Annotated in this window: 20 protein-coding genes; 17 read left to right on the plus strand and 3 right to left on the minus strand. The window is 39.7% G+C overall.

All coding sequences use genetic code 11. The features are described 5' to 3' along the window. The first annotated feature begins 46 nt into the window (after window positions 1-46). From thiC to JOC37_RS02290, 3 genes are all read left to right on the plus strand, one after another. Entirely contained in the window at window positions 47-1,348 is a 1,302-nt protein-coding gene (gene thiC / locus JOC37_RS02280; protein ID WP_204615497.1) for a phosphomethylpyrimidine synthase ThiC, read from the plus strand. Window positions 1,349-1,516: 168 nt separating this feature from the next. After that, window positions 1,517-1,768: a hypothetical protein gene (locus JOC37_RS02285; protein ID WP_204615499.1), complete on the plus strand. Its 252-nt coding sequence runs from the start codon at window positions 1,517-1,519 to the stop codon at window positions 1,766-1,768. Window positions 1,769-1,794: 26 nt separating this feature from the next. Continuing rightward, window positions 1,795-2,109, plus strand: coding sequence for a helix-turn-helix domain-containing protein (locus JOC37_RS02290; protein ID WP_204615501.1), 315 nt, complete (start codon window positions 1,795-1,797; stop codon window positions 2,107-2,109). A gap of 47 nt (window positions 2,110-2,156) precedes the next feature. On the opposite strand, the gene JOC37_RS02295 is transcribed toward JOC37_RS02290, so the two are convergent. Next, window positions 2,157-3,206 carry a 4Fe-4S binding protein gene (locus tag JOC37_RS02295; RefSeq protein ID WP_204615503.1) on the minus strand — a complete coding sequence of 350 codons (1,050 nt, stop codon included), beginning with the start codon at window positions 3,204-3,206 and terminating at the stop codon, window positions 2,157-2,159. A gap of 295 nt (window positions 3,207-3,501) precedes the next feature. On the opposite strand from JOC37_RS02295, the gene JOC37_RS02300 reads away from it, so the two are divergent. The 4 genes from JOC37_RS02300 (at window position 3,502) to JOC37_RS02315 (ending at window position 8,162) form a co-directional block, all read left to right on the plus strand. After that, window positions 3,502-4,098 (plus strand): hypothetical protein, encoded by a 597-nt coding sequence (locus tag JOC37_RS02300; RefSeq protein WP_204615506.1) that lies wholly within the window; start codon window positions 3,502-3,504, stop codon window positions 4,096-4,098. Between the two features lie 391 nt (window positions 4,099-4,489). Then, window positions 4,490-6,280: an indolepyruvate ferredoxin oxidoreductase subunit alpha gene (iorA, locus tag JOC37_RS02305; protein WP_204615514.1), complete on the plus strand. Its 1,791-nt coding sequence runs from the start codon at window positions 4,490-4,492 to the stop codon at window positions 6,278-6,280. 1 nt (window position 6,281) lies between these two features. Continuing rightward, window positions 6,282-6,869, plus strand: a complete 588-nt coding sequence (locus JOC37_RS02310) for an indolepyruvate oxidoreductase subunit beta (RefSeq protein ID WP_204615517.1) — start codon at window positions 6,282-6,284, stop codon at window positions 6,867-6,869. Window positions 6,870-6,872: 3 nt separating this feature from the next. Further along, window positions 6,873-8,162, plus strand: a complete 1,290-nt coding sequence (locus tag JOC37_RS02315; RefSeq protein ID WP_204615519.1) for a phenylacetate--CoA ligase family protein — start codon at window positions 6,873-6,875, stop codon at window positions 8,160-8,162. A gap of 164 nt (window positions 8,163-8,326) precedes the next feature. Here JOC37_RS02315 and JOC37_RS02320 read toward each other — a convergent pair whose 3' ends face one another. Together JOC37_RS02320 and JOC37_RS02325 are read right to left on the minus strand one after the other, a co-directional pair. Continuing rightward, entirely contained in the window at window positions 8,327-9,325 is a 999-nt protein-coding gene (locus JOC37_RS02320; RefSeq protein ID WP_204615529.1) for a tyrosine-type recombinase/integrase, read from the minus strand. 22 nt (window positions 9,326-9,347) lie between these two features. Continuing rightward, window positions 9,348-10,463, minus strand: coding sequence for a 4Fe-4S binding protein (locus tag JOC37_RS02325; RefSeq protein ID WP_204615531.1), 1,116 nt, complete (start codon window positions 10,461-10,463; stop codon window positions 9,348-9,350). Between the two features lie 276 nt (window positions 10,464-10,739). Between JOC37_RS02325 and JOC37_RS02330 the strand changes: the two genes are divergently transcribed. From JOC37_RS02330 to JOC37_RS02375, 10 genes are all read left to right on the plus strand, one after another. After that, window positions 10,740-12,815, plus strand: a complete 2,076-nt coding sequence (locus tag JOC37_RS02330) for a molybdopterin-containing oxidoreductase family protein (RefSeq protein ID WP_338017325.1) — start codon at window positions 10,740-10,742, stop codon at window positions 12,813-12,815. 3 nt (window positions 12,816-12,818) lie between these two features. Next, on the plus strand, window positions 12,819-13,388 hold the full coding sequence (locus JOC37_RS02335; RefSeq protein WP_204615535.1) for a 4Fe-4S dicluster domain-containing protein: 570 nt from the start codon (window positions 12,819-12,821) through the stop codon (window positions 13,386-13,388). After that, window positions 13,378-14,535, plus strand: coding sequence for a PucR family transcriptional regulator (locus tag JOC37_RS02340; RefSeq protein WP_204615538.1), 1,158 nt, complete (start codon window positions 13,378-13,380; stop codon window positions 14,533-14,535). Before JOC37_RS02335 ends, JOC37_RS02340 begins: the two co-directional genes overlap by 11 nt. Window positions 14,536-15,083: 548 nt before the next feature. Then, entirely contained in the window at window positions 15,084-17,654 is a 2,571-nt protein-coding gene (locus tag JOC37_RS02345; protein WP_204615540.1) for a molybdopterin-dependent oxidoreductase, read from the plus strand. A gap of 16 nt (window positions 17,655-17,670) precedes the next feature. Next, a complete protein-coding gene (locus tag JOC37_RS02350; protein WP_204615542.1) occupies window positions 17,671-18,225 on the plus strand; it encodes a DMSO/selenate family reductase complex B subunit in 555 nt (184 codons plus the stop codon). Window positions 18,226-18,233: 8 nt separating this feature from the next. Further along, window positions 18,234-19,058, plus strand: coding sequence for a dimethyl sulfoxide reductase anchor subunit family protein (locus JOC37_RS02355; protein WP_204615549.1), 825 nt, complete (start codon window positions 18,234-18,236; stop codon window positions 19,056-19,058). Between the two features lie 120 nt (window positions 19,059-19,178). After that, on the plus strand, window positions 19,179-19,883 hold the full coding sequence (locus JOC37_RS02360; protein WP_204615557.1) for a TorD/DmsD family molecular chaperone: 705 nt from the start codon (window positions 19,179-19,181) through the stop codon (window positions 19,881-19,883). 85 nt (window positions 19,884-19,968) lie between these two features. Then, entirely contained in the window at window positions 19,969-20,610 is a 642-nt protein-coding gene (mobA, locus tag JOC37_RS02365) for a molybdenum cofactor guanylyltransferase (protein WP_204615559.1), read from the plus strand. Continuing rightward, complete coding sequence (locus JOC37_RS02370) at window positions 20,591-21,613, plus strand: molybdopterin-binding protein (RefSeq protein WP_204615561.1); 1,023 nt, start codon at window positions 20,591-20,593, stop codon at window positions 21,611-21,613. Before mobA ends, JOC37_RS02370 begins: the two co-directional genes overlap by 20 nt. A 2-nt stretch (window positions 21,614-21,615) precedes the next feature. Next, window positions 21,616-22,866: a molybdopterin molybdotransferase MoeA gene (locus tag JOC37_RS02375; protein ID WP_204615563.1), complete on the plus strand. Its 1,251-nt coding sequence runs from the start codon at window positions 21,616-21,618 to the stop codon at window positions 22,864-22,866. Window positions 22,867-23,294: the final 428 nt, after the last annotated feature.

Raw genomic sequence — 23,294 nt, forward strand, 5'->3', positions numbered from 1 at the left:
GTTGGGTTACGGTTTTTATTTTTATTCAAAGAAAGGTGGAGATAACATGACACAATTGGAGTACGCGCTAAAGGGAATTATAACAGAAGAGATGAAACTGGCGGCAGAAAGAGAAAAAATTAATCCCGAAGATTTAAGAAAAGGAATTGCCAGGGGAGAAATTGTACTGCCCTGCAATATTAATCATAAAAATTGTCACCCCATTGCCGTAGGTAAAGGATTATCAACCAAAGTTAATGCCAATATCGGTACATCAGATGCCTATCCTGAACTGGATAAGGAAATTAAAAAGCTGGAAACGGCCATCAAAGCCGGAGCCCATTCGGTAATGGACTTGAGTACCGGTGGAGACATTGATGAAACAAGAAGGCAGATAATTAATCACAGCACAGTAATGGTGGGTACCGTTCCTATTTACCAGGCCCTAGTTGATGCGTCAAAACGAGGTAAAAAAATGGTGGAACTAACTGCCGATGAAATGTTTGAAGCAGTGGAAAAGCATTGTGCCGATGGGGTGGATTTTATTACTGTGCACTGTGGAGTAACTAAGGAAGTGATAGAAGAATTAAAGGTCAACGGCCGGGTGATGGACATTGTATCCCGGGGGGGCTCCTTTATTACTGCCTGGATTTTACATAACCAGAAGGAAAATCCTCTATATGAACAGTTTGACAGGTTGCTGGAGATAGCTAAAAAGTATGATGTTACCTTAAGCCTGGGTGACGGCCTGCGGCCGGGCTGCATTGAAGATGCCACCGATGCCCCTCAAATAAGAGAACTAACCATTCTGGGCAGTCTGGTAAAAAGGGCCAGGGCAGCCGGGGTACAGGTTATGGTGGAAGGCCCGGGCCATGTCCCCCTGGACCAGATAGAAGCCAATATGAAGATAGAAAAGACCCTTTGTCATAACGCGCCCTTTTATGTTTTGGGCCCGATAGTTACTGACGTGGCTCCCGGGTACGATCATATCACCGCTGCCATTGGAGGTACCTTAGCTGCCTCTGCGGGGGCAGATTTCCTGTGCTATGTTACCCCGGCAGAACACCTGGGACTTCCCACTGTAGAAGACGTAAAGGAAGGCGTAATCGCCTCCCGCATTGCTGCCCATGCGGCCGATATTGTTAAAGGTGTAAAGGGAGCCAAAGAATGGGATTTAGCCATGTCCAGAGCTAGAAAGGAATTGGACTGGGAAAAGCAGATAGAACTGGCCATAGATCCGGAAAAAGCAAAAAATATGCGCCGGAATAAGAATGATGAAAACCAGGAATGCTGCACCATGTGCGGAAGTTTCTGCGCTTATAAAATAGTTAGTGAATATTTAGGTAGAACAATTAAAGGTAGTTGTTAGTATAAAAGCATGGAAAATAAAAGAGGTTGGTGGTATTAAAATATTTGCTGCCGCAATTAAAGGAATTAAAATTTTTATGTAGTATATAACATGTGTGCATTTTACTATGCGGCTTAAAAAGGGTGATTTTAGAACCGCAGTATTTTTCAGGTAGGCCTCATGATGTAAATGGCACCGGCAGGGAATGAAAATTTCGGCAGCTATTTGAAGGAGCGAACGTCTTTTAGTGAGCAGCTGCCTAACTTAGCAAAGACGGCGGGTGGAGACAGGGTAACGCATACGAGTGCGCTGCCGGCATTTGAACCAAGGCGGGCGAAATATGCCTGGGACCCTGCTGCAGCCAGACGGCTGAGTGCCAGTTTGGCCTGCGGTACGAAACCGGTGAGCGGTGTGCAAATACTGCCGGGCTCGGCAAGATAAATTTTTCAGGGTAGGAGTAAGCAGAAATGTCTATACCAAAAAGAATAAAGGAATTAAGAGCAAGGGCAGGCATCAGTCAGGAAACTTTAGCCCAAAAGCTAGGTGTGAGCGTTGCATCGGTAGCTTCCTACGAAATAGGGAGGGTAAATCCCAGTATTGAAGTTTTAAAAAAAATTGCTGATATATTCGGTGTTAGCGTTGACTACATATTGGGAAGAAGCAATGATGAGCCCATTGTGCCGATAGAAATTAGTTTTATGATTAAATCACTGCCGGAAAAAAAGAAAGAAAAAGTAATCAGATATTTGCAATTTATCGTTGAAGAAGAAATGAACTATTAACTCCTTAAAACCAAGGGCCCACCATATTGCTGGTGAGCTCTTTGGTTTTACTCGTTATATTTATCCACTAAATCTCTTATGTCTTGAGTTTTAAACCCGTATATTTGGCCCGCTTCTTTCAAGGGAAGGTTAAAATGTTTCTCTTTGATGTTATATTTATCAATGAAAATTTTGGCCGGTATTCCGGTTATGCCAATTATATCATTAAGAGTATCTTTACCGCTAATTAAACTTGAATTGAAACTGCCCTTGCTTTCTGTCAGGACAGCAAGACTGGGTTTTTGCCAATTAAAATCCCCTGTAAAAGTAGTGATACCAATAACCAGCACAAAAATTGCCACTACTGTTTCCAATACTCGGCGTTCAGAAATTTTAAAGGATTTTTTTCCAGATATGTAAAGCGTATCTTTTACTGGACACACGTTAACACATTCGTTACAGTTTATACATTCTACAGATGTTACATTGTTATTGGATTGTACATCGATGTTAACTGGGCAAACATTATTGCATTTCTTACAGTTGATACAGGTAGATTCGTTGCGCTTAATGCTGGTTAATCCAAAGGGAGAAAGCAATGCCAGGAATGCAGCCATGGGGCATATGTATTTACAGAATACCCGGTTATAAAAAAAGGAACCAACCAGTGTGATAACAAGCAAGCCCAGGCCGATGGAAAATTCATCCCATAAATCTTTTGAAAATAAGTGATGATAAGCAATCCAGGGGTCATAAGATCTCCAAACCATTTCTCCTGATTGATATGTAAATATTATCACTGCTGCCAACAGCAGATACTTTACATAACGTAATATTTTGTCAACTGTATTAGGTATGGTATACCTGCGCCGGGAAAACTTCACACGCAGCTTATAAGAGAGTTCCTGCAGAAATCCTAATGGACAAATCATACCGCAAAAAGCTCGTTTAAAAATTAAAGCCACAAGCAGCACAGCAAAAAGAAGGATAAAATTACTCCACGCTATTCTTTTAAGCATCGTACCTTCGGTAAAAAGAATATAAGCAGATTCAATTGCGCCAAAGGGACAAAGGGAGTCAATGCTGACAGGTATGAATTTTTGACCGAAAACATGCATCAGTCCAATAACTGTTGTAAGGATAAAGATAAAGGTTAGAACTGAAAGACGAAGAATTCTATTTTTCTTTTGATTAGTCCTATTACTTAACGTTAACAGAAAAAATCACTCCTTTATTAAATAGATTTCTTTTTATGGTACAGCGGTTTTGTTACGAAAATGTCACAGAAGTTGCAAAAAAATAACAAATTTTTACCAGTGAAGCAGCTGTAACTTTGCTTATATCGACAAAATGATGATAAAAGGAACGGGTTAAAACAGGTCATTTGCCTTAAATTAGAAAGGGGGAATAATTATGGAAGGCAGTAAATTTCAAGAACTCGTGCTGCAGCAATTGCAAGCGCTTACTGAAGGGCAAAAGGTGCTTACTGAACGTTTAGAGGTCGTAGAAAAAGGACAGCAAAGACTTGAAAACGGCATGGGCGGCCTTGAAAACCGCATGGACAGCCTTGGAAACCGTATGGGTGACATTGAAAACCGCATGGATGACCTTGGAAACCGCATGGACGGTCTTGAAAACCGCATGGATGACCTTGGAAACCGCATGGACGGTCTTGAAAACCGCATGGATGACCTTGGAAACCGTATGGGTGACATTGAAAACCGCATGGACGGCCTTGGAAACCGTATGAGCGATCTTGAAAATCACATGGGCGACCTTAAAAACCGTATAGGTAGCCTTGAAAATCGCATGGAAACGGTTGAAAAAGGTCTGTTAAAAGTGGAAAACTATGTTGAAAACGAGGTTATCGATAAAGTTCGCGCCTTGTTTGATTCTCGCGAAGTACATGAAGATAAACTCCGCCGGATAGCTAACAAGCTGGAGAGCATTGAAATTGATACTGGTTATCTAGTTACAAAAGTTGCTAAATTAGAAAAAGCAGCAAAATAATTTTATTAGATTGCCGTAGAACCTGTTTTATGTTTTTATACGGGCTGCTTGTTAGAACAATTGACTGAATAGTCAAATGCTTGATTTTATAAAAACTAATGTGACATTTTTAAGAATATATGCTATAATGTACATCAATTAGTTAAGAATAAGTTGAGAAAAGTGAGAAGTTTCAAAAACTGCATAGTGAATGGAGAAAAGATGAGTTTAGATGAGTTAAGCTGAGCCTAGTACAAGTGAGACTAATCTAATTATTCAGCAGGTAAAACTTAACCAGGCGTGGCAGCTTGGTTTTTTTGTTTTCTATCGTAAAACATGAGTAGAAAGCAGACCCATGCCACCAATATCACCTTTTCATAATAATTCTATTAATATTGTCGGAGGAAAAGCTATGAAAAAATTGTTGATGGGTAACGAAGCTATAGCTTACGGTGCCGTAGAGGCGGGGGTACGGGTTGCCACCGCTTACCCCGGGACACCATCGTCTGAAGTCTTTGCTGCTCTGGCCGCTATGGCCAAAGAAAACGGAATTTATGCCGAATGGTCAATTAACGAAAAAGCGGCTTTAGAAGTGGCCGCGGGCGCGGCATATGCCGGGGCCAGGGCTATGGTAACCATGAAACAGGTGGGTTTGAATGTGGCCGCAGACCCGCTGATGACTCTGGCCTATATCGGAGTAAAGGGTGGTTTGGTTCTGGTGGTGGCCGATGACCCCGGCCCACACAGTTCCCAAAATGAACAAGATACCAGGAAATTTGCCCAGTTGGCCAAACTGCCGGTGCTGGACCCGGCAGCACCGCAGGAAGCAAAGGACATGACGGTGGCAGCCTTTGACATTTCAGAAGAGCTGGGATTGCCGGTGATTCTGCGCCCTACTACCCGCACCTGTCATGTCTGCCAGGATGTGGAACTGGGTGAACAAAAAAATACCCCAGAACCGCCTGGTTTTGCAAAGGATTCGAGATGGGTGATTTTTCCCAGCCTGGCATTTAAGCGCCACCGCTGGCTGAATAAACAGCAGGAAGCAGCCCGGAATATACTTGAATCTCTGCCATTTAACTCATCTGAATATGCAGAAGGTGATGTTGGGGTAGTAGCCTGCGGAGTTGCTTACAATTATGTAAAGGAAGCCCTGGGAATTTTGGGTGTCGAGGTTTCTGTCTTAAAAATAGGTACACCATATCCACTGCCCGAGAAACTGGCGTTGAAATTCTTGCAGAGACACCGGCAGGTGCTGGTGGTGGAGGAGCAGGAACCGGTGGTAGAGGATCAATTGATTAATTTAACCTGGAGCAATGGTCTGCCTCTGAAACTATCAGGCAAGAGAGGGGGGTATATTCCACGGGAAGGAGAATTGGATGTAGATAAGGTGCTCTCTGCCCTGGCCAAGTTTATTGGTACAGAGCTACCACGAAAGCAGGAGAATGAAGTATTACCCCCGATGCCGCTGCGCACACCTGTGCTTTGTGCCGGCTGCCCCCACCGTGCCTCCTTCTATGCTTTTAAGCAGGCAGCTGGTAATGACGCCATTTTTACCGGAGACATTGGCTGCTACACGCTTGGTAATATGCCGCCCCTAAATGCAATGGATACCTGCCTGTGCATGGGAGCCAGCATAACCATAGCCAGCGGGTTGTACCGGGTAGAACCAGAGCGAAAGATAGCAGCATTCTTAGGTGATTCAACCTTTTTCCATACAGGTATAGCTGGTTTAGTCAATGCCGTACATAACAAAGCAAACATTACAGTTGTAATACTGGATAACCGGAGCACTGCCATGACCGGTCATCAGCCGCACCCGGGTTTGGAGTGGACCGCCACCGGGGAACCCACCAATGGTTTAGATATTACTAAAATAGTTAAAGCCTGCGGAGTTGAAATGGTACGGGTGGTGGATCCATACGATCTTGAAACAGCAAAACAGGCGGCAGGGGAAGCTTTGGATTTCAACGGGCCAGCTGTGGTAATTATGCGCCGGGAATGCGCAGCACTAACCAGAAAACGTCAGGCACTTAGGCAGGTAGATTTGGAAACCTGCGTTGGGTGCGGTATGTGTATTGACGAATTGGGCTGCCCGGCCATAATTAAGCAGGATGGTCTGCCTGTAATTACCAATACTTGCACCGGTTGTGGTGTATGCTCTCAGATTTGTCCCACCGGGGCTATTCGGGAGGTGCGTTAACATGAACTTAAATATAGTTATTACCGGTGTTGGTGGGCAGGGTAACGTGCTGGCATCGCGCATTCTGGCTCAAGCAGCAGTAGAAGCCGGGTATAAGGTACGCACTTCCGAAGCCATCGGCATGGCTCAAAGGGAAGGCATGGTGATGAGCCATGTACGCATGGGAGAATGTCTTTACGGTGCTGTTATTCCCGATGGAAAGGCAGATGTTTTATTGGGATTTGAACTGGCGGAAACCATTCGCGGGCTGCCGAAGCTAAATAAAAAAGGTGTGGTTATTGCCAACAAGTCATGTGTCATTCCAGTTTCCGCGGCTTTAGGTATATCCAGCTACCAGCGGGATAAGTTAACTCGCTACCTGCAAGATCATGTAAATAATTTACACCTATTTGATGCCACTGCTCTGGCAGCACAGGCAGGCACAGTCAAAGCCACCAACATTGTGCTGTTAGGCGCATTGGCGGCACTAAATTTATTACCGTATACATGTGCTGATTTGCTTAATGTGGTGCTGGAATCAGTGCCGTCTAAATTTAAAGATGTTAATAAACGGGCTTTTGAATTAGGTTATCGAGCCATGGAGGTGTAATACATGGCAGTAACAATTAAAAATGTCAGGGAAAGTTTTGATTTTACTGAAATAACTTTACATCAGGAAAAAAGCTTAAGATCAATGATTAAAAGGGTTTATGAAAATTCACCCTATTACCGCCGCAAATTGGATGAACATGGTATTAAACCAGGGGACATCCGCACTATAAAAGATTTGGCCAGCATTCCCTTTACCACCAAATCTGAACTGCGGGAAGCTTACCCGCTGGGAATGATGGCTGTTTCTGAGGAACAGGTGGTTAGAATTCACTCTTCTTCCGGCACCACCGGTAAACCGGTAATCATACCCTATACACGCAGAGATGTGGAAATTTGGGCAGAGATGATGGCCAGGTGTATGTCCGTGGTGGGAGTTACAAACAGAGACAGGGTACAGATAACTCCCGGTTATGGCCTGTGGACGGCAGGTATCGGTTTCCAGGCCGGAGTGGAAAGAATTGGCTCCATGGCCGTACCTACAGGTCCTGGTAATACCGAAAAACAGCTGGAAATGATGGTAGATTTGCAATCCACCGTGCTGATAGGTACATCATCCTATGGTCTGCTGCTGTCAGAAGAAATCTGCCGCTGCGGTATTAAAGAAAAACTGGTGCTGCGATTGGGGATTTTTGGTTCGGAACGCTGGGGAGATAAAATGCGAGCCAGAATAGAGAAAAACTTGGGCATCAAAACTTATGATATTTATGGACTAACTGAAATATACGGTCCGGGAATTGCCATTGATTGTCCGGAACATAACGGTTTGCATTACTGGAGCGATCACTTGCTTTTTGAAATAATCGATCCCATTACTGGTGAACAGCTGCCGCCGGGTGAACAGGGTGAATTAGTTATCACTACTTTAACCAAAGAAGGTATGCCGCTGCTGCGCTATCGCACCCATGATATTACCAGGATAAAAACCGAACGGTGTTCTTGTAATTTACCATATCCTCTAATAGATAGAATTCTAGGACGCAGTGATGATATGGTTAAGGTCAAGGGGGTAAACGTTTACCCCGGTCAGATAGATCACGTATTAAAGGAAACTCCTGGTGCCGGCGGCGAGTATCAACTGGTGCTTACCAGGGAGCAGGGAAAAGATAAAATAACTGTGCGCATTGAAATAGAGGAAGGGCATAATCTCCAGGAAGTAACTGCCACCTGCCAGCGTATAATTAAAAGTAAAATAGGTATCTTGGCTGAGATTGAGGCAGTGCCTTACGGAGAACTGCCTCGCAGTGAAAAGAAAAGTAAACGTATATTCGATAAACGCGAACAAGGCCTATAAAACCAATAACATCACTATATTGCAGGCCTAAACGGATTGGTATTCAGCCGCCTGTCCGGCATATTCGCCTTCCATGGCTCAAACGCGGCCAACTTCCGCGGCCGATCTGTCGGCACAGCAAAATAAAAGACACCCCAAAAGAGTTTTAATCTTTTGGGGTGTTTCTATCTGCCAATAGGAATTTTGCTGATCACAGAGGCCATGTGTTTTCTGTTTACATGGGTGTATATTCTGGTGGTGGCAATGTTATCATGACCTAACAGATCCTGCAATTCTTCCAGCTTCGCTCCGCTGTCCCGGAGAATTGTAGCAAAGGAATGGCGAAGCTTGTGTGGAGTAATACGGTTTGACAATCCGGCTAATTTAACATACTTTTGTACCAGATTTTCCAGCGCCCGGGTTGTAAATCGTTTATTTAGGCGTGAGATAAATAATATATCTTTATCTTTAGGATGTACCCGTTCGTGGGGGCGTACTTCCAAATATCTTTTAATTCCCTTGTAACAAGGCCCAGACAAGGGTATTTCCCTTTCTTTATTTCCCTTGCCGATAACCCTTAAAAAATTTCCATCAGCAGATTCTATTAGGCCGCTTATTTTTACTCCAGCCAATTCTGATACCCTTAAACCGGTATGTAAAAACATTAACAGTATGGCATAATCTCTTATCTTATATGGCGAATCACTTTCGAGTACGGTTCTAAGAAGTCTATTTGCACTGTCTACATCTAGGTATACCAGTTCCCGCCTGGGCGGCTCCCGGCGGGAGATGGTAACGGGGTTTTGGGGTAAAAGATTAAGGATTTTTACTATATAATTGTAAAATGACTTCAAGGATGCCAGTTTTCGTGCATCGGCATGGTAAGAATCCCCTTTACTCTGGCGGGGTCTGGTGCTGATAAAATCTGTAAAGTAAGATTCAATAATTTGGGGTGTAACTGACAATAAATGTTCATCATTAATAACATTAGGCTGGATAGCTGTTATCGCTTTGTGTATGTCTAAGTCATTAGTAGAGGGAAGCTTTTCGACACCTTTTTCTAAGGCCAACCAGCGGCAAAACAAGGAAAGGTCTATGGCATATTCTTTAATTGTAGCTTTGCTCCGGTGCTCTGTTTTATATTTATAATCTAAAAATCGTTGTATTAAAGAAGGCAGTTCCATATCAAATACCTCCGGTATATTTTTATTTGCCGCATAATGTACAAATTGTTTTTTTGCCAGGTATTTGCCAAAATTCCTGCTGGCAGTTTAAACAATTATTTTTACTTGCAGAAATAAGTACTAAAGGTTCTGTTTGGATAAAGTCCTTTATGGAAAGGTTTTCAGACCATTTTATACCCTGAAAAAAACACACATCCTGACAAATATTACATTCAGTGCACAAATGCGGTATAAAAACTAAACTTTTTTTATTCTCACTTTTTATGACTTGTAAAGCACTGGTGGGGCATAATTTGGTACAGACTTCACAAAAATTACATTCTGTAATTTGTAGTTTTTTATATGGTAACGACTTTGATAAATCAACTGCTTTTAAGTCTAAGGTATTTTTAAATATATCATATAAATATTTCCTTTTCACTTTAACCATTTTTTCGTTTTTGGGCCTGTCGGGCCTGGGTTTATTATTGTCTGTGTTTGTCGAACTGAAGAACTGCCGGGGGATCTTTTGGGCACTAGAGAAAATAGATTTAAGAAACATCCTTCGATTGTAATTTTGAATTTCTTCACTATTAGAATGATCTTTGATTTTATCTAGGTATGGCTGTAAATCAACAATGTTTTCTACCAGGTGCACAGCATTGGTAAATAGATTAAAAGCATTTAATTCTGCCATCAAATTAGAAACTTTAAATTTCAAGCAATTGTTACATAATGCTGGATTTAAAAATATTACAACTTCTTTTGAATTAAAAAGTAAATTAATGACTAATTCCGGATACAGCTGAGACAAACAGTTTATACTTACTAGTTTATCTTTTTCTTTATCCTTTAGCTTCAATTTTTTTTGAAAAGGATGGCAGGTAATTATTAATGTTTTTTCTGTGGAACATTGATTAATTAAATGGTCTTCGTTTAGTTTAAAAACATGATTAGGACATGCTGATACACAAAAGCCGCAGTAAATACATTCTTCCAGCTGCAAAACCCCATTTTCAAAAGAAAGCCCCTGGGTCGGACAAACTTCAACACATTTCTGACAAGAGGATTTAGGAGTAATTTCCCTGCTGCAAAGGGTATTGTTAACTTTTAATGGTGATAGATTGGCAAATAACGTCATAATTTTTTGAATTTTCATTTCTCCATCTCCATACTAAAGTTTATAAATTATTGAATTAAGTACGTTTAATATAATAACAAATTTCAAAAATATAACCTAGACTTATTTTTTTCTAATAATTGTCAGTTTAACTGCTGCTTAATTAATATTGATAAAAATAAAAATTAATGCTATCTTAATCTCCATAGCACTCATCATACTTGAGCCAGAAAAAATTATCAGTATTTTCATAACACCAGCTTTCAATTTCTTTAATGCAGGAAATGTTAATTAAAGTTTATTAATACTAGGGGGGTGATTGGCATTTTTTTGAATAAGGATGAACACATATTCCAAAATATCTGCACTTATAACTGTTATTGTGCCTGCGGTATTAAAACTTTGGCAAAAGATAACAAAATTGTGGGTATAGAAGGTGATGTAAATCACCCCTTTTCAAAGGGCAAGCTGTGTGCTAAAGGTTATGCTTTTTTAAAACAAGTATATCACCCTGAGCGAATACTTTACCCAATGCGCAAAAATAGGAGAACATCTAGATGGGAGCGGATTAGCTGGGAACAGGCCATAGACTTGATAGCAGTTAAAATTTTAGAAATAAAGGATAAATATAATACAATGCTGCCTGTATTTTTCGACAATCAGTCCGGAAATCTGGGTGTTTTACAAAAATCACTGGGATTATTTTTTGATTTACTGGGTCCTTGTTCAAAGTTGGGAACTGAATTATGTGCTTCAGCAGGTAAGGGAGCACATTATTATACTTTCGGCGCTTCTTGCAATTCATCCCCGGAAGATATGGCTAATTCACGCCTTATAATTATTTGGGGTGGCAATCCGGCATGGACATGCTGCCACCAAATGCGGATTATCGATGAAGCCAGGCAAAAGGGGGCCAGGGTAATAGTAATTGACCCTGTTCAAACAGCGACTGCAGTGAATTGTGATTTGTATGTCCGAATAAAACCTGGTACCGACGGCGCTTTGGCGTTAGGAATGGCTAAACACATTGTGGAAAAAAAGCTTTATGATATAAATTTTGTAAACTCCTATACCAAGGGGTGGGAAGAATTTAAAAATTATCTTCAAAATAATATATCTTTAAATTGGGCCTCAAAAATTACCGGGGTAGAAGTTAGAAATATAATGAATTTAGCCGAGAACTATGCCGCTATAAAACCTGCTTCAATTTGGCAGGGATTGGGAGCACAAAGATGTATCAACGGAGGTCAAAATTATAGAATTATTAATACCCTTGCCGCTATAACTGGCAATATAGGAAACAGTGGAGCCGGAGTATATTATATAGATTTACAAAACTCTTTTAGGTTAGATGATATTTTATACAGTGAATACGCTGGTTTTCAAAAAAAGCAGCACAGGTTCATCAGTGCCCATAGTTTTTTAGATCGGCATAGTCCGCCAATTAAAATGGCTTTTATAACTGCAAGTAATCCTTTAGCCCGGTATCCATCTACTGATAGGCTTAGTAAATTTTTTAAAGAATTGGATCTGGTGATAACGGTAGATTTATTTTTAACCAATACAGCAAATTATTCAGATATATTTTTACCAGCGGCTACTTTTTTTGAAAAACCGGACATTGTAAGCAGTTACTGGCATCAATATATTGGTTATAACCAGCGCGCTATTCATCCTTTAGGTGAATGCAAGTCTGAATTAGAAATTGCTATGCTGATTACTAAACGCTTAAGAAAGCTGTCATCTACAGCTCCGAGTTTTCCAACTGATTTAACTGATGAGCAATTCCTAGAAAAGCACTTCAACCCGTTAATAAAAGAGTTAAAAAATGTACACAACTTTACTCAATTCAAACAGGGAGGTTATTATACTTTTAAAAACAAAAAAAATATAGCATGGTCAGATAAAAAATTTTTAACTCCAAGCAATAAATTTGAAATAGTTTCAGAACGGGCGGAGCAAGTGGGATTACCCCTTATTCCCTGTTATATGCCGGCGGGAAAGCCGGAAAATATCTATCCATATAGGCTGCTATCAGTTCATTCCAATTTTTTTACAAATTCCCAGTTTGCCAATATCGATATCCTACAAAAATTAGGAGGCAAATCAAGGGTTTTAATTAGTAAAAATCTGGCCAGAAAACACTTAATAAACCAGGGAGATAGAATTAGAGTTTATAACAGGCAGGGCGAACTTATTTTAAATGTTGAAATCACAGAAACTATACCCGATGACCTGCTGGTATGCTTTCTGGCCGAACAAACAGATGGTTTTACGATAAATAAAATTACTACTCCTTTATTAAATGATATGGGAGATAACACCAACGAATTTCTAGGGATAGCTTATAATGATACCTTTGTTAACATTACTAAGATTCGAGGGGTTTAGAAAATGGGTTATGGATTTTCATTTGATATAAAAAAATGTATAAGCTGTCATTCCTGTGAAGTAGCGTGTGCCCAAAAAAACGATTTTTTTTACGGATACCGCAAGGTTTACAGAAATGAAACTAGGTTTAAGGATAAAAAATTTCCCTTTTTCCTTTCCCTGGCCTGTAATCATTGTGAAAATCCGGAATGTTTTAGAGTATGCCCGGAAAGGTTATACGTAAAGAGGAGAGATGGTATAGTTATTCATAATATTGGTAGATGTAAAGGGTGTACGGAGTGCGTCAAAGCGTGCCCATATGATGCACCAAAATATAATTCCGTTATTGGAAAGGTTAGCAAATGTAATTTTTGTGTAGATCTTTTGGAGCAGGATATGGAACCTAGATGTGTTAATGCTTGTGTCACGGGTGCTTTGAAAGTAATCAAAAAACCTTTCATAGATAATAATCATCTGCGCTTGGTTTTTGGGCTGGAAGCAATTGTAACCCGGCCTTCATTGGAGTTAATTATGCCTGAGGAAGATTTAAGCATAACAGAAAAGGGGATTGGGACAGAACAGCATGAATTTTAAAGATAAACTTTTAGAAGGTGTGCTTGATGGTAAGGGGTTACCATATATTGCATTGAAATTAACAGAAAAATTGGGTAAGCCCGTTGCTATTTCTGATGAAGTTGGAAGAATTTTAGTTATTCAAAGTGCAAAGGAAATGGATATATCAATTAATAATTGCTTGGCAGTTCCCAAAGGTACTGTGAATAAATATTTTTATAATAAGCAGAATAACATATTTTATTATCAAATAGGAAAAGAAATTGCAACGGCATATATAATAATTTTAAATTTTGAAAAAGAGGCAACGGAAGAACTGATTAACTATCTTGAAGATGCTAGTTTGGCTATAAGATTTTATTTTGATAAATTAAAAGCTGTAGAAGAAGTGGAAAAAAAATATAAGAACGAATTTATTCAAGATTTGTTATTTAATAATATTAGATCTTTTGAAGAGATAACCGAAAAGGGGAAGATGTGGGGGTGGGATTTAACAAAATCTTATTATGTAGTAATTATAGAACCGGATAAAAATAGTAAAGATACTTATATAAAGATGGTTAATTCATATATAGATAATTATATTTATAAAAATGAAGTTATAACTTGCATAAGAAATGGCATGATTATTTTAATTTATCCCGGCGAAGTAGAGGGAAATAAATTAATTCCTGACGACATTTATCAATTACAAAAAAATATAAATGAGAAATTCGGGTTAACTTTTTCCATTGGTGTTGGGCAACCTTATTCTTTAATTAATGAGATTCATAAAAGTTATCAGGAAGCTAAAACTGCTGTGGCAATATCACGAATATTGGGAGAACAAAATTTTGTAACCCATTTTCTAGAGTTGGGCATTTTTAGGTTGTTATATAAACTTGATATGTATATATTAAAAGACTTTTACTTTGATACTTTAGGGAAAATAATTGAATATGATAAAAATAATAATGGTGCTCTTTTGATAACTTTAGAAACTTTATTTGACAGTAACATAGATTGGAAAAAAACTGCTGATAAATTATTTATTCATGTTAATACACTTCGCTATAGAATAAAAAAAATTGAAGAGTTACTTAAAATAGATCTCAATAAATTGGAAAATCAGAGTAATTTGTTTATGGCTTTAAAAATTAGGGCTTTACTGAAAGCCTCTAATTTTTAAAGCTATTCAGGGAAAACCACCATGCTGCTTTGCGGAATCACCAGGATAAAAAGCATTGTTTTAAGCATCCTAACATAAAATAATCCCGATATAATTGATTTCAACCACTTGTAGCATCTCCTTTTAAACCCCCTATACACTTTTTGCTTGCATGCAGGAAGTGTACAGGGGGTTAGGGGATGTTGACAAGTGGTTTTTACTTTCTTGTTCTAAAAACTGGCCTGCATGAATTGGCTGCTAAACCTTGCATTTTTATTTTTTATTTTGCTATAAACAAGCATTTAATAATTATTAAATTTATTAGTTATAAACCACAAAATATGCACCTGTTTTTTTGGCAATAGATACAAAGGTTTATTTTCGTTTCCAATAGAATTTCACTCCAGCGGGAAATGTTCAAATTGCCCCAATAGTATTAAGTTTTTACAGGGCTGTTTGTACTTTTCCGAACAAAAAAGGGGGGATGAATATAAGTATTAAAAAACAGCTGGATAACAATTATCAGACCTAAATTTTTTAACAATATCTTATTATGAAGGAGGTATAGTATGGCTGGTCTGATTGACAAGATACTCAACTACAAAATAAAAAGGAGAACTTTCCTGAAAACCAGTGCGGTTGCTGCTGCGGGACTTTCTTTGGCTGGCTGCAGTAACGGTTTAATTGAAGTACCCGGTGAGTTAGCCAAACAGTTGGCGGAAAAAGAAGGGGAGTGGATTACTGCCGCCTGCTGGCATAACTGCGGCGGCCGATGTTTAAATAAAGCTCTGGTGGTAGACGGTATAGTGGTAAGACAAAAAACTGACGATACTCACCCGGACAGTTTTGAGTTTCCTCAACAGAGAGGTTGTCCCAAGGGGCGTTCCCAGCGCAAGCAGGTTTTTGCTGTTGACCGTATTAAGTATCCTATGAAGCGAAAAAATTGGCGGCCCGGAGGGGGAAAAAAAGAACTGCGGGGCCGTGACGAGTGGGTTCGTATTTCTTGGGACGAAGCACTGGATATTGTAGCCGGGGAGATTAAGAGAATTAAGGAAAAATACGGTAACAGATCTATCCTCCTTGGTGGGGGCAAAGAAATTGCCCGTACGTTGGGGTTGTACGGCGGTTATGTTACTCACTGGGGTACCACATCCTGGGGAACATGGTATAATGCGGGCACGTTTGGCATGGCAGAAGGCTATTATACCCAAAGTATTAATGATCGTTTTGATTTGAATAATTCTCAACTTATTGTTTTATGGGGGGCTAATCCTGCTTGGAGTTCTTGTGGTACACCCACTTATAATTACCTGCAGGCCAAGAAAGCTGGCGCCAAGTTCATTGTCGTGGATCCAGTTTACACGGATACAGCGGAAATATTAGGAGATGAATGGATTCCCATTCGCCCGGCCACTGACCATGCTATGCTTCTCGGTATGGCCTACACGCTGATAACCGAAGATGATCCGGCGACAAACCCTTTAATTGATTGGGACTTTCTCAACCGCTGCACGGTGGGATTTGATGCTGAACACATGCCTGCAGGTGCAAACCCGCAGGAAAACTTTAAAGATTATGTTTTAGGAACCTATGATGGTGTACCCAAAACTCCTGAATGGGCTTCAGAAATCTGCGGGGTAAATCCTAATACCATTCGTAGACTGGCCAGAGAGATTGCAACTACTAAAAGGACAGCACTAATTACGGGGTGGGCTCCTGCTCGGGTTCACAATGCAGACTCCTGGCCCCAGATGTTTATGACCTTTGGTGCCATGACCGGCCATATGGGTGAGCCCGGCAGGATGACCGGAGTTGGTGTCCATATAAATACAACTAACGGTGGTCCGCGCCTTATAAATGCCGGCAGCAGCGGTGTTCCAGGCATTAATAATCCGATTTCCGACAGCATTAACGACAGCGAACTTTGGAATGCAGTACTGACTGGTAAGTACACGGCAGGATATAAAGATATTCGGGATATCAATATCCAGCTTATTTATCACGGTGGTGGTGCTGCCCTACAAACAGTAGATGGTATGACCAAAGGAATAGAAGCTACCCGCAAGGTTGAGTTTGTGGTTTCCCATTCTCAATTTTTAACTACTAATTCCAAGTATGCTGATGTAATACTGCCCGTAACAACGGCATGGGAGCGGGAAGGTGGGCTGCTCGTAGGTAACAGAGAAATTCTGATTTACTACAGCAGGGTAACTGAACCCCTTTACGAAGCGAAACACGATCAATGGATAGCCATGGAAATCGGCAAGCGCCTTGGGCTTAAACCAGAGGCAATTTATCCCATCTCTGAAAAACAACAACTATTTAACCAGCTTGCTGGTGCAAAGGTTATTAAAGAAGACGGCTCCGGTTATGAAAACCTAGTGACAATTACCGATGCAGATATTCTTGAATGGGGTGTTGAAGGGAATCCTCAACAGGGTAGGATTTCTCTTAAGGAGTTTAAAGAAAAGGGTATATATCAGGTTCGCAGAAAGCCGGGAGATAACCTTGGTTATATTGCTTTTAAAGAGTTTCGAAAAAATCCGGATAAAAACCCGCTTAAAACTGCCAGCGGGAAACTGGAAATTCACTGTCAGGCTTATGCCGATTTAGTTAATAGCAAAGGATGGACAAAGATTAATCCCATTCCCACATACAACCCGGCCGCGGAGGGTTACGAAGATACCTTTGCTGATTGGCAAAACAAAGTTAAAGGTGATTTTCCGCTGCAGGTTATTAATCCGCACTACATTGGCCGGGCCCACAGTGTTTTTGCCAACATTCCCTGGCTGCGGGAGGCCTTTCCGAGTCCGGTTTACCTCAGCGCTCAGGATGCGGCTGAACGGGGAATCAAAAATGGTGACACTGTTTTAGTCAAGAGTCGCCATGGTAAAACCTTGCGTCCTGCTTATGTTACCGAGCGGGTAAGACCGGGTGTGGTTGTAATTCCCCATGGTGCCTGGGTGGAGATGGACGAAGAAAACGGAATTGACAAAGCCGGTGCCGATAACATTTTAACCGCCGGCATTCCTACAGGACAGGGTACTTCAGGTTGGAACTCATGTAATGTTCAGGTAGAAAAATGGACCGGTAAACCTTTAGAGCCTGACTATAAGTGGCCGCAAAGGGTTGTATTATAGAAAGGAGTAAAAAACCATGGGACAAAAGGGTTTTTATTTTGACATGACAATTTGTATAGGTTGTAAAACCTGCCAGGTTGCTTGTAAAGACAAAAACGAATTACCAGTTGAGGTACTTTTCCGAAAGGTTAGGACTTTTGAAGGCGGAAAATACCCCAAACCTTGGGTTTATCACCTTTCTATGAGCTGCAATCACTGTGCGGAACCAAAGTGTGTAAAAAACTGTCCGACGGGTGCTCTTTATAAACGCAAGGATGGTATTGTAGCCCATAATAGGGAAAGATGTATAGGCTGTCAATACTGTGTTTGGTCCTGTCCTTACGGTGCTCCTAATTATCTGGAAGAAGAAGGGAAGTCCGGCAAGTGCGATATGTGTGCAGATCTTATTGATAAAGGGAAAAATCCTGCCTGTGTGGATGCCTGCATGATGAGGGCTCTACACTTCGGCGACCTTGAAGAACTTAAGGCTAAATACGGCGGCACCAGTAATATCAAGGTGCTTCCTGATTCCGGTATCACCAAACCTTCAATTTTAATTAATCCTAAGCCGATAGCGAAAAAGGGGGTTTAGTTCAAGTAATGGGAGAATGGCCGTTAATTATTTTTACTTTAGCCATGCAAGCCGCAGCCGGGGTCTGCCTCTGGACTGTGTACTTTGAAACTAAGAAAAACGGGGCGGACTTCAGATTAAGCACTCCAGTAGCTTTAGGATTAAGTGCTGTGGCAATGATTGTATCATTGTTTCACTTGGGAACACCTGTTAAAGCAATTAACTCTTTATCAAATCTTAGTAATTCTTGGCTTAGCAGAGAAATCTTATTCAGCGGAACTTTTTTAACCTTGTTAGCAGTTTCTGTTTTTTTGCAGCGGGCAAACTTAAAAAACGAAAGGTTAAAAAAGTTTTGTACTTACCTAAACGGCATTGCTGGCTGCTTGGTGGTGTTCAGTATGGCAATGGTTTATATGAACAGCATCAAACCTGCTTGGGAAAGCTGGAACACCCTCGTGGATTTTTACGCTACCGCTTTGGTTTTGGGCGGAGTAATACTTGTTATGTCATCAAGGAAAGAAATGGGTGACAAATTATTGGGAATGAATCTTATTTTAGTGGTGGTGGTACTGCTTCAAATAGCGCTGCTGCCGAATTTTCTGGTAGGATTGGGGGCCGGAAATGCTGCTGCACAAGCCAGTGTAAAACTTATTCATGATGATTATGGGGCGATTATGTTTCTCCGGTGGCTGCTGGTATTGGGAGGAATGATTTTAATGCTGTTGTCACAGGTAAGAAAGAAACAGGATATGGGCTGCCTTTACATGGCGGCAGCAGCATTGGTTGCAGGACAAGTAATGGGACGCTATCTGTTTTATGCGGTTGGTGTGGCAACAGGTATAGGCTTGGTCTAAAAAAGAACAACTCCCCAGTTTGTTTAACTGGGGAGCTGTTTATGATGCGGAGAAATTGGCAAAGATAACCGTTCGAAATTTTTGTAAAAAGTATGTTAAAGATAGGGAGGACTTGTAATAATGTCAACGGCTGAAGATCTGATTAAATGCGAAGAAGTTGAAGAATTACTAGAGGAAAGAGTATTTGTTTATAACGTATTGAAGCAAACATTTATCGAGGAACCATCCAAACATTTTTTAAAGATACTGTTGGAAAATGAAGTGCTTCAGTCGTTTCCGCTTATTGATGAAAGCAGTACCCTTCTTGAAGGAGTAACAGAAGCGACCAGGCAGCTTAAAAAAATAGATATTTTAGATACCAGAGAGTTTGATAAACTGCATTGGGATTATACCAAAATGTTTATAGGACCGTATAAAATACCAGCTCCACCGTGGGAGTCTGCTTACTTAACTGAGGAGCGGCTTTTGTTTCAAGATAGGACCCTTGAGGTTAGAAGGATCTATTTGAGGTATAATTTCATTCCCAAATATTACTTGCACGAAGCTGATGATCACATTGGTTTAGAGCTGGATTTTATGTACCAGTTGAGTAAAATGGTTGCTGATAAATTTAAAACCCGAGAGATCCCAAAAATAATAACGCTTTTAAATGACCAAAAATATTTTTTAGAAGAACATTTGTTAAAGTGGGTACCGATGTTAACTGCGGACATTATCAAAAATGCGGATACAGAGTTTTACAGCGGCATGGCAAAGATTTTAAACTCTTATCTTAAGCTGGATCACCAGGTGGTTGTGGAACTTTTGGATAAAGTTAACAATTGAAAATTTCTTCTCATTCTTTTAGAAGAAGATTTTTGCAGTTAAAAGTTAAATTAGACAAAAAGCGGCATAAGTTTGGGAGGATTGTATGCCAAAGGGCAAATCTTTATTAATTAACAGCCAAAACAAAGACATCGGAATAATCATATTGGCTGGTGGTAAAAGCCGGCGCATGGGTAGAGATAAAGCGTTTTTGAAGTTAGGTAAACAAACATTAATAGAAATCATTGTCAACAAAGCAAAAGCATTTTGTTTTAGCGAAATAATATTGGTTACCAATGAGATTAAAAAATATTCGTTATTGTTAAATGTGAAGATTGTTAAAGATTTTTATCCTGATTTAGGCCCGTTGGCAGGAATCCATGCTGGCTTAATTCATTCAAAATGCAGGATTAATTTTGTAGTTTCCTGTGATATGCCCTTTATTTCATTGAAAATAGTCAATGAACTTTTAGAAAAACAAAGTCATTATAAAGTAGTTGTTCCTAAAGAAAATGATAAGTATCAACCTTTGGCAGCACTTTATACTAAAGATTGTGCTCCATATATTAAATATTTACTAGAAAAAAAAGAAAGTAAAGTTATTAAACTCTATGACCTGGTTAAAACCTGCTATTTAGATGTAAATTATGTTAACAACAATTTTTTAAATATAAATACGCCAAAGGATTTTGAACAAGCAAAGAAGCTTATGGAAGGAAGAATGGCATATGAAGAAAGTAAAAGTTAATGATGCTGTGGGAATGGTTTTAGGTCATGATATTACAAAAATTATTCCTGAAAAATTTAAAGGCAGAGCTTTTAAAAAAGGCCACATTATAACTAAGGAAGATATTCCAGAGCTGCTAAAAATAGGTAAAGAACATATCTATATCATGCACCTGAAACAGGGTGAAATTCACGAAAATGAAGCTGCTTTAAGATTGGCCAAAGCCGGTGGAAAAAAAGGAATTACTTTTACAGAACCTAAAGAAGGCAGGGTGAACTTAAAAGCTCAATATTCTGGTGTTTTAAAAGTAAACAAGGATTTATTAAAAAAAATAAATACCATAGAAAATATCATGTTTGCTTCTTTACACAATAATAAACCTGTAAACAGCGGCGAAATGGTGGCTGGAACCCGTATTATCCCTTTAGTTATTGATGAGAAACCCATTAAGTATATAGAAGAATTATGCCAGAAAGAGGTACTAATAGAAGTAAGACCTTATCAAAAATATAAGGTGGGTATAGTAATAACGGGTAATGAGGTTTACTATGGAAGAGTTAAAGATGCTTTCGGGGCTGTTCTAAGAAAGAAATTAAAGCCCTACGGCTGTGAAATAATTGGTCAAAAAATAGTACCGGATTCTAGAGAAATAATCCAAAAAACAATTGAAGAATTAATTAAGCAGGGAGCTCAGATTATTCTGACTACAGGAGGAATGTCCGTAGATCCAGATGATGTTACGCCTTCGGCTATTAGAAAATTAGGAACAGATATTGTATCCTATGGTGCTCCTGTACTACCGGGAGCCATGTTTCTTTTCGGTTATTTAGGGGAAACTGTTATAATGGGACTGCCAGGCTGTGTAATGTATGCAAAAACAACAGTTTTTGATTTGATTTTACCCCGGGTTTTAATTGGAGAAAGAATTACTAAAGAGCATATAGCGAATTTAGGCCATGGAGGGCTTTGTTTAAGTTGTAAACACTGTTATTACCCCAACTGCGGCTTTGGGAAAGGAGTATAACTATGCTGCCAAAAGCAATTGAACTGGAAAAGGCCCGAGAAAAATTACTGAAAACAGCAACATGTAAACTTACAGAAAATGTTTATGTGGAAAAATCTTTGGGAAAGGTTTTGGCTGAAAAAATATATGCTCCGATTAATGTTCCCGCATTTCGTAAATCGGCCTTAGACGGGTTTGCTTTGCGGGCTGCTGATACAAGGGGGGCGACAACTCAATCTCCTGTCAAAATTAAAATTATAGATGAAATTCCGGCGGGGGATACCAGAAAAGTATCTAAATTGGCCTGCGGGCATGGAGTAAAAATATTGACTGGTGCTCCTCTTCCACCAGAGGCTGACGTTGTCATCAAAAAAGAAGATGTAAATTTTAAAGATGGGGAAATTCTAATTACCGATGAATTAATTGAGAATAATAATGTAATTCCCGTTGGTGAAGATATGCATAAAGGAGAATTAATTTTCCCGGAAGGAGAGCTGATTACCCCTTATCATATTGGAGTAATGGCTGCATTAGGTTTAACTGATATTAAAGTTTATAAAACTCCTAAGGTAGCTGTATTTAGTACCGGCAGCGAATTAAAATTTCCAGGTGAAACACTAAAATTTGGTCAAATATATAATAGTAATTTATACACCGTTACGTCACTGATTAAAACCTTAGGTGCGCAGGTTTGTACTAAAGGAAATGTAGCTGATGATATAAAAACAATTGAATCTGCAGTTTTACAATCTATAGACAAATGTGACATTATTTTGACAACGGGTGGGGTATCTGTTGGTGATTATGATTTTATACACAAAACTTTAGAAAAAATTGGGGCGGAAATTCTTTTTTCCCGCGTTGCTATTAAACCTGGTTCGCCGGTTATTGCTGCCGTTAAGAATAATAAATTTTTGATCGGCCTGTCGGGAAATCCAGCGGCAGCATTTATAAGTTTTGAATTGCTGGTTAAACCCCTAATTCATAAATTAAGTGGTTATAAAGATATAAACACTAAATACTTGGAAGTAGAACTGCAGGAAGGATATTTTAAGAAGAGCCCTCAAAGAAGATTTTTAAGGGTTCATGTGGCTTTTGAAAATGGAAAATGGATAGCCAGGCAGACAGGAAAGCAAAAGTCCAGTATTTTAAGATCTATGATTGGGTGCAACGCTTTAGTGGATATACCGGCTGGATCAGGGCCCATTGCACCCGGTTCACTGGTCAAAGCGGTATTGATAGGGGGAGGGGATCTTACCTGTTACCAGCCATAATTTCTGCTGTAGGTATTGGTGCGTGGCTTTGAAATAGATAAGCCGGGTAAATTTCTCGGGCGTTTTTGAGAAGCTGGAGCGGACAGGGAAGGGAAGATCTAAAATCGAGGTGTATCGGGAAGGTAATAAAAAACTATAATGTTAATGTTATGCAGTGAAAAAAGAGTTATATGCACCTCAAAATACGCCTAAACACAACTTCGCAAAACATATATTTTGCGAAGTTGTGTTATCTGCACCCCACCAAGGGTTACCAAGGGTTTAAGTACTGTCCAAAGCTAATAAACCTATACTTAATTATATGAATTTATACCTTTCAATTCTTTATATCTTTATACTAGTGATATGTTCAACTGCAGCTTCACAGGTTGTTTTTAAGTCAAGTTAGTCAATGCTAGTATTTTTATAATACCTAAGTTGGTTTTGAA

This window comes from Desulforadius tongensis, from assembly GCF_016907915.1.
GTDB lineage: Bacteria > Bacillota > Desulfotomaculia > Desulfotomaculales > Desulfohalotomaculaceae > Desulforadius > Desulforadius tongensis.

What these genes read in the sequence shown, in the direction of transcription:
- thiC (WP_204615497.1), top strand. Translation starts at nt 47, where the DNA reads ATGACACAATTGGAGTACGCGCTAAAGGGAATTATAACAGAAGAGATG.
- JOC37_RS02285 (WP_204615499.1), top strand. Translation starts at nt 1,517, where the DNA reads ATGGCACCGGCAGGGAATGAAAATTTCGGCAGCTATTTGAAGGAGCGA.
- JOC37_RS02290 (WP_204615501.1), top strand. Translation starts at nt 1,795, where the DNA reads ATGTCTATACCAAAAAGAATAAAGGAATTAAGAGCAAGGGCAGGCATC.
- JOC37_RS02295 (WP_204615503.1), bottom strand. Translation starts at nt 3,206, where the DNA reads ATGCATGTTTTCGGTCAAAAATTCATACCTGTCAGCATTGACTCCCTT.
- JOC37_RS02300 (WP_204615506.1), top strand. Translation starts at nt 3,502, where the DNA reads ATGGAAGGCAGTAAATTTCAAGAACTCGTGCTGCAGCAATTGCAAGCG.
- iorA (WP_204615514.1), top strand. Translation starts at nt 4,490, where the DNA reads ATGAAAAAATTGTTGATGGGTAACGAAGCTATAGCTTACGGTGCCGTA.
- JOC37_RS02310 (WP_204615517.1), top strand. Translation starts at nt 6,282, where the DNA reads ATGAACTTAAATATAGTTATTACCGGTGTTGGTGGGCAGGGTAACGTG.
- JOC37_RS02315 (WP_204615519.1), top strand. Translation starts at nt 6,873, where the DNA reads ATGGCAGTAACAATTAAAAATGTCAGGGAAAGTTTTGATTTTACTGAA.
- JOC37_RS02320 (WP_204615529.1), bottom strand. Translation starts at nt 9,325, where the DNA reads ATGGAACTGCCTTCTTTAATACAACGATTTTTAGATTATAAATATAAA.
- JOC37_RS02325 (WP_204615531.1), bottom strand. Translation starts at nt 10,463, where the DNA reads ATGAAAATTCAAAAAATTATGACGTTATTTGCCAATCTATCACCATTA.
- JOC37_RS02335 (WP_204615535.1), top strand. Translation starts at nt 12,819, where the DNA reads ATGGGTTATGGATTTTCATTTGATATAAAAAAATGTATAAGCTGTCAT.
- JOC37_RS02340 (WP_204615538.1), top strand. Translation starts at nt 13,378, where the DNA reads ATGAATTTTAAAGATAAACTTTTAGAAGGTGTGCTTGATGGTAAGGGG.
- JOC37_RS02345 (WP_204615540.1), top strand. Translation starts at nt 15,084, where the DNA reads ATGGCTGGTCTGATTGACAAGATACTCAACTACAAAATAAAAAGGAGA.
- JOC37_RS02350 (WP_204615542.1), top strand. Translation starts at nt 17,671, where the DNA reads ATGGGACAAAAGGGTTTTTATTTTGACATGACAATTTGTATAGGTTGT.
- JOC37_RS02355 (WP_204615549.1), top strand. Translation starts at nt 18,234, where the DNA reads ATGGGAGAATGGCCGTTAATTATTTTTACTTTAGCCATGCAAGCCGCA.
- JOC37_RS02360 (WP_204615557.1), top strand. Translation starts at nt 19,179, where the DNA reads ATGTCAACGGCTGAAGATCTGATTAAATGCGAAGAAGTTGAAGAATTA.
- mobA (WP_204615559.1), top strand. Translation starts at nt 19,969, where the DNA reads ATGCCAAAGGGCAAATCTTTATTAATTAACAGCCAAAACAAAGACATC.
- JOC37_RS02370 (WP_204615561.1), top strand. Translation starts at nt 20,591, where the DNA reads ATGAAGAAAGTAAAAGTTAATGATGCTGTGGGAATGGTTTTAGGTCAT.
- JOC37_RS02375 (WP_204615563.1), top strand. Translation starts at nt 21,616, where the DNA reads ATGCTGCCAAAAGCAATTGAACTGGAAAAGGCCCGAGAAAAATTACTG.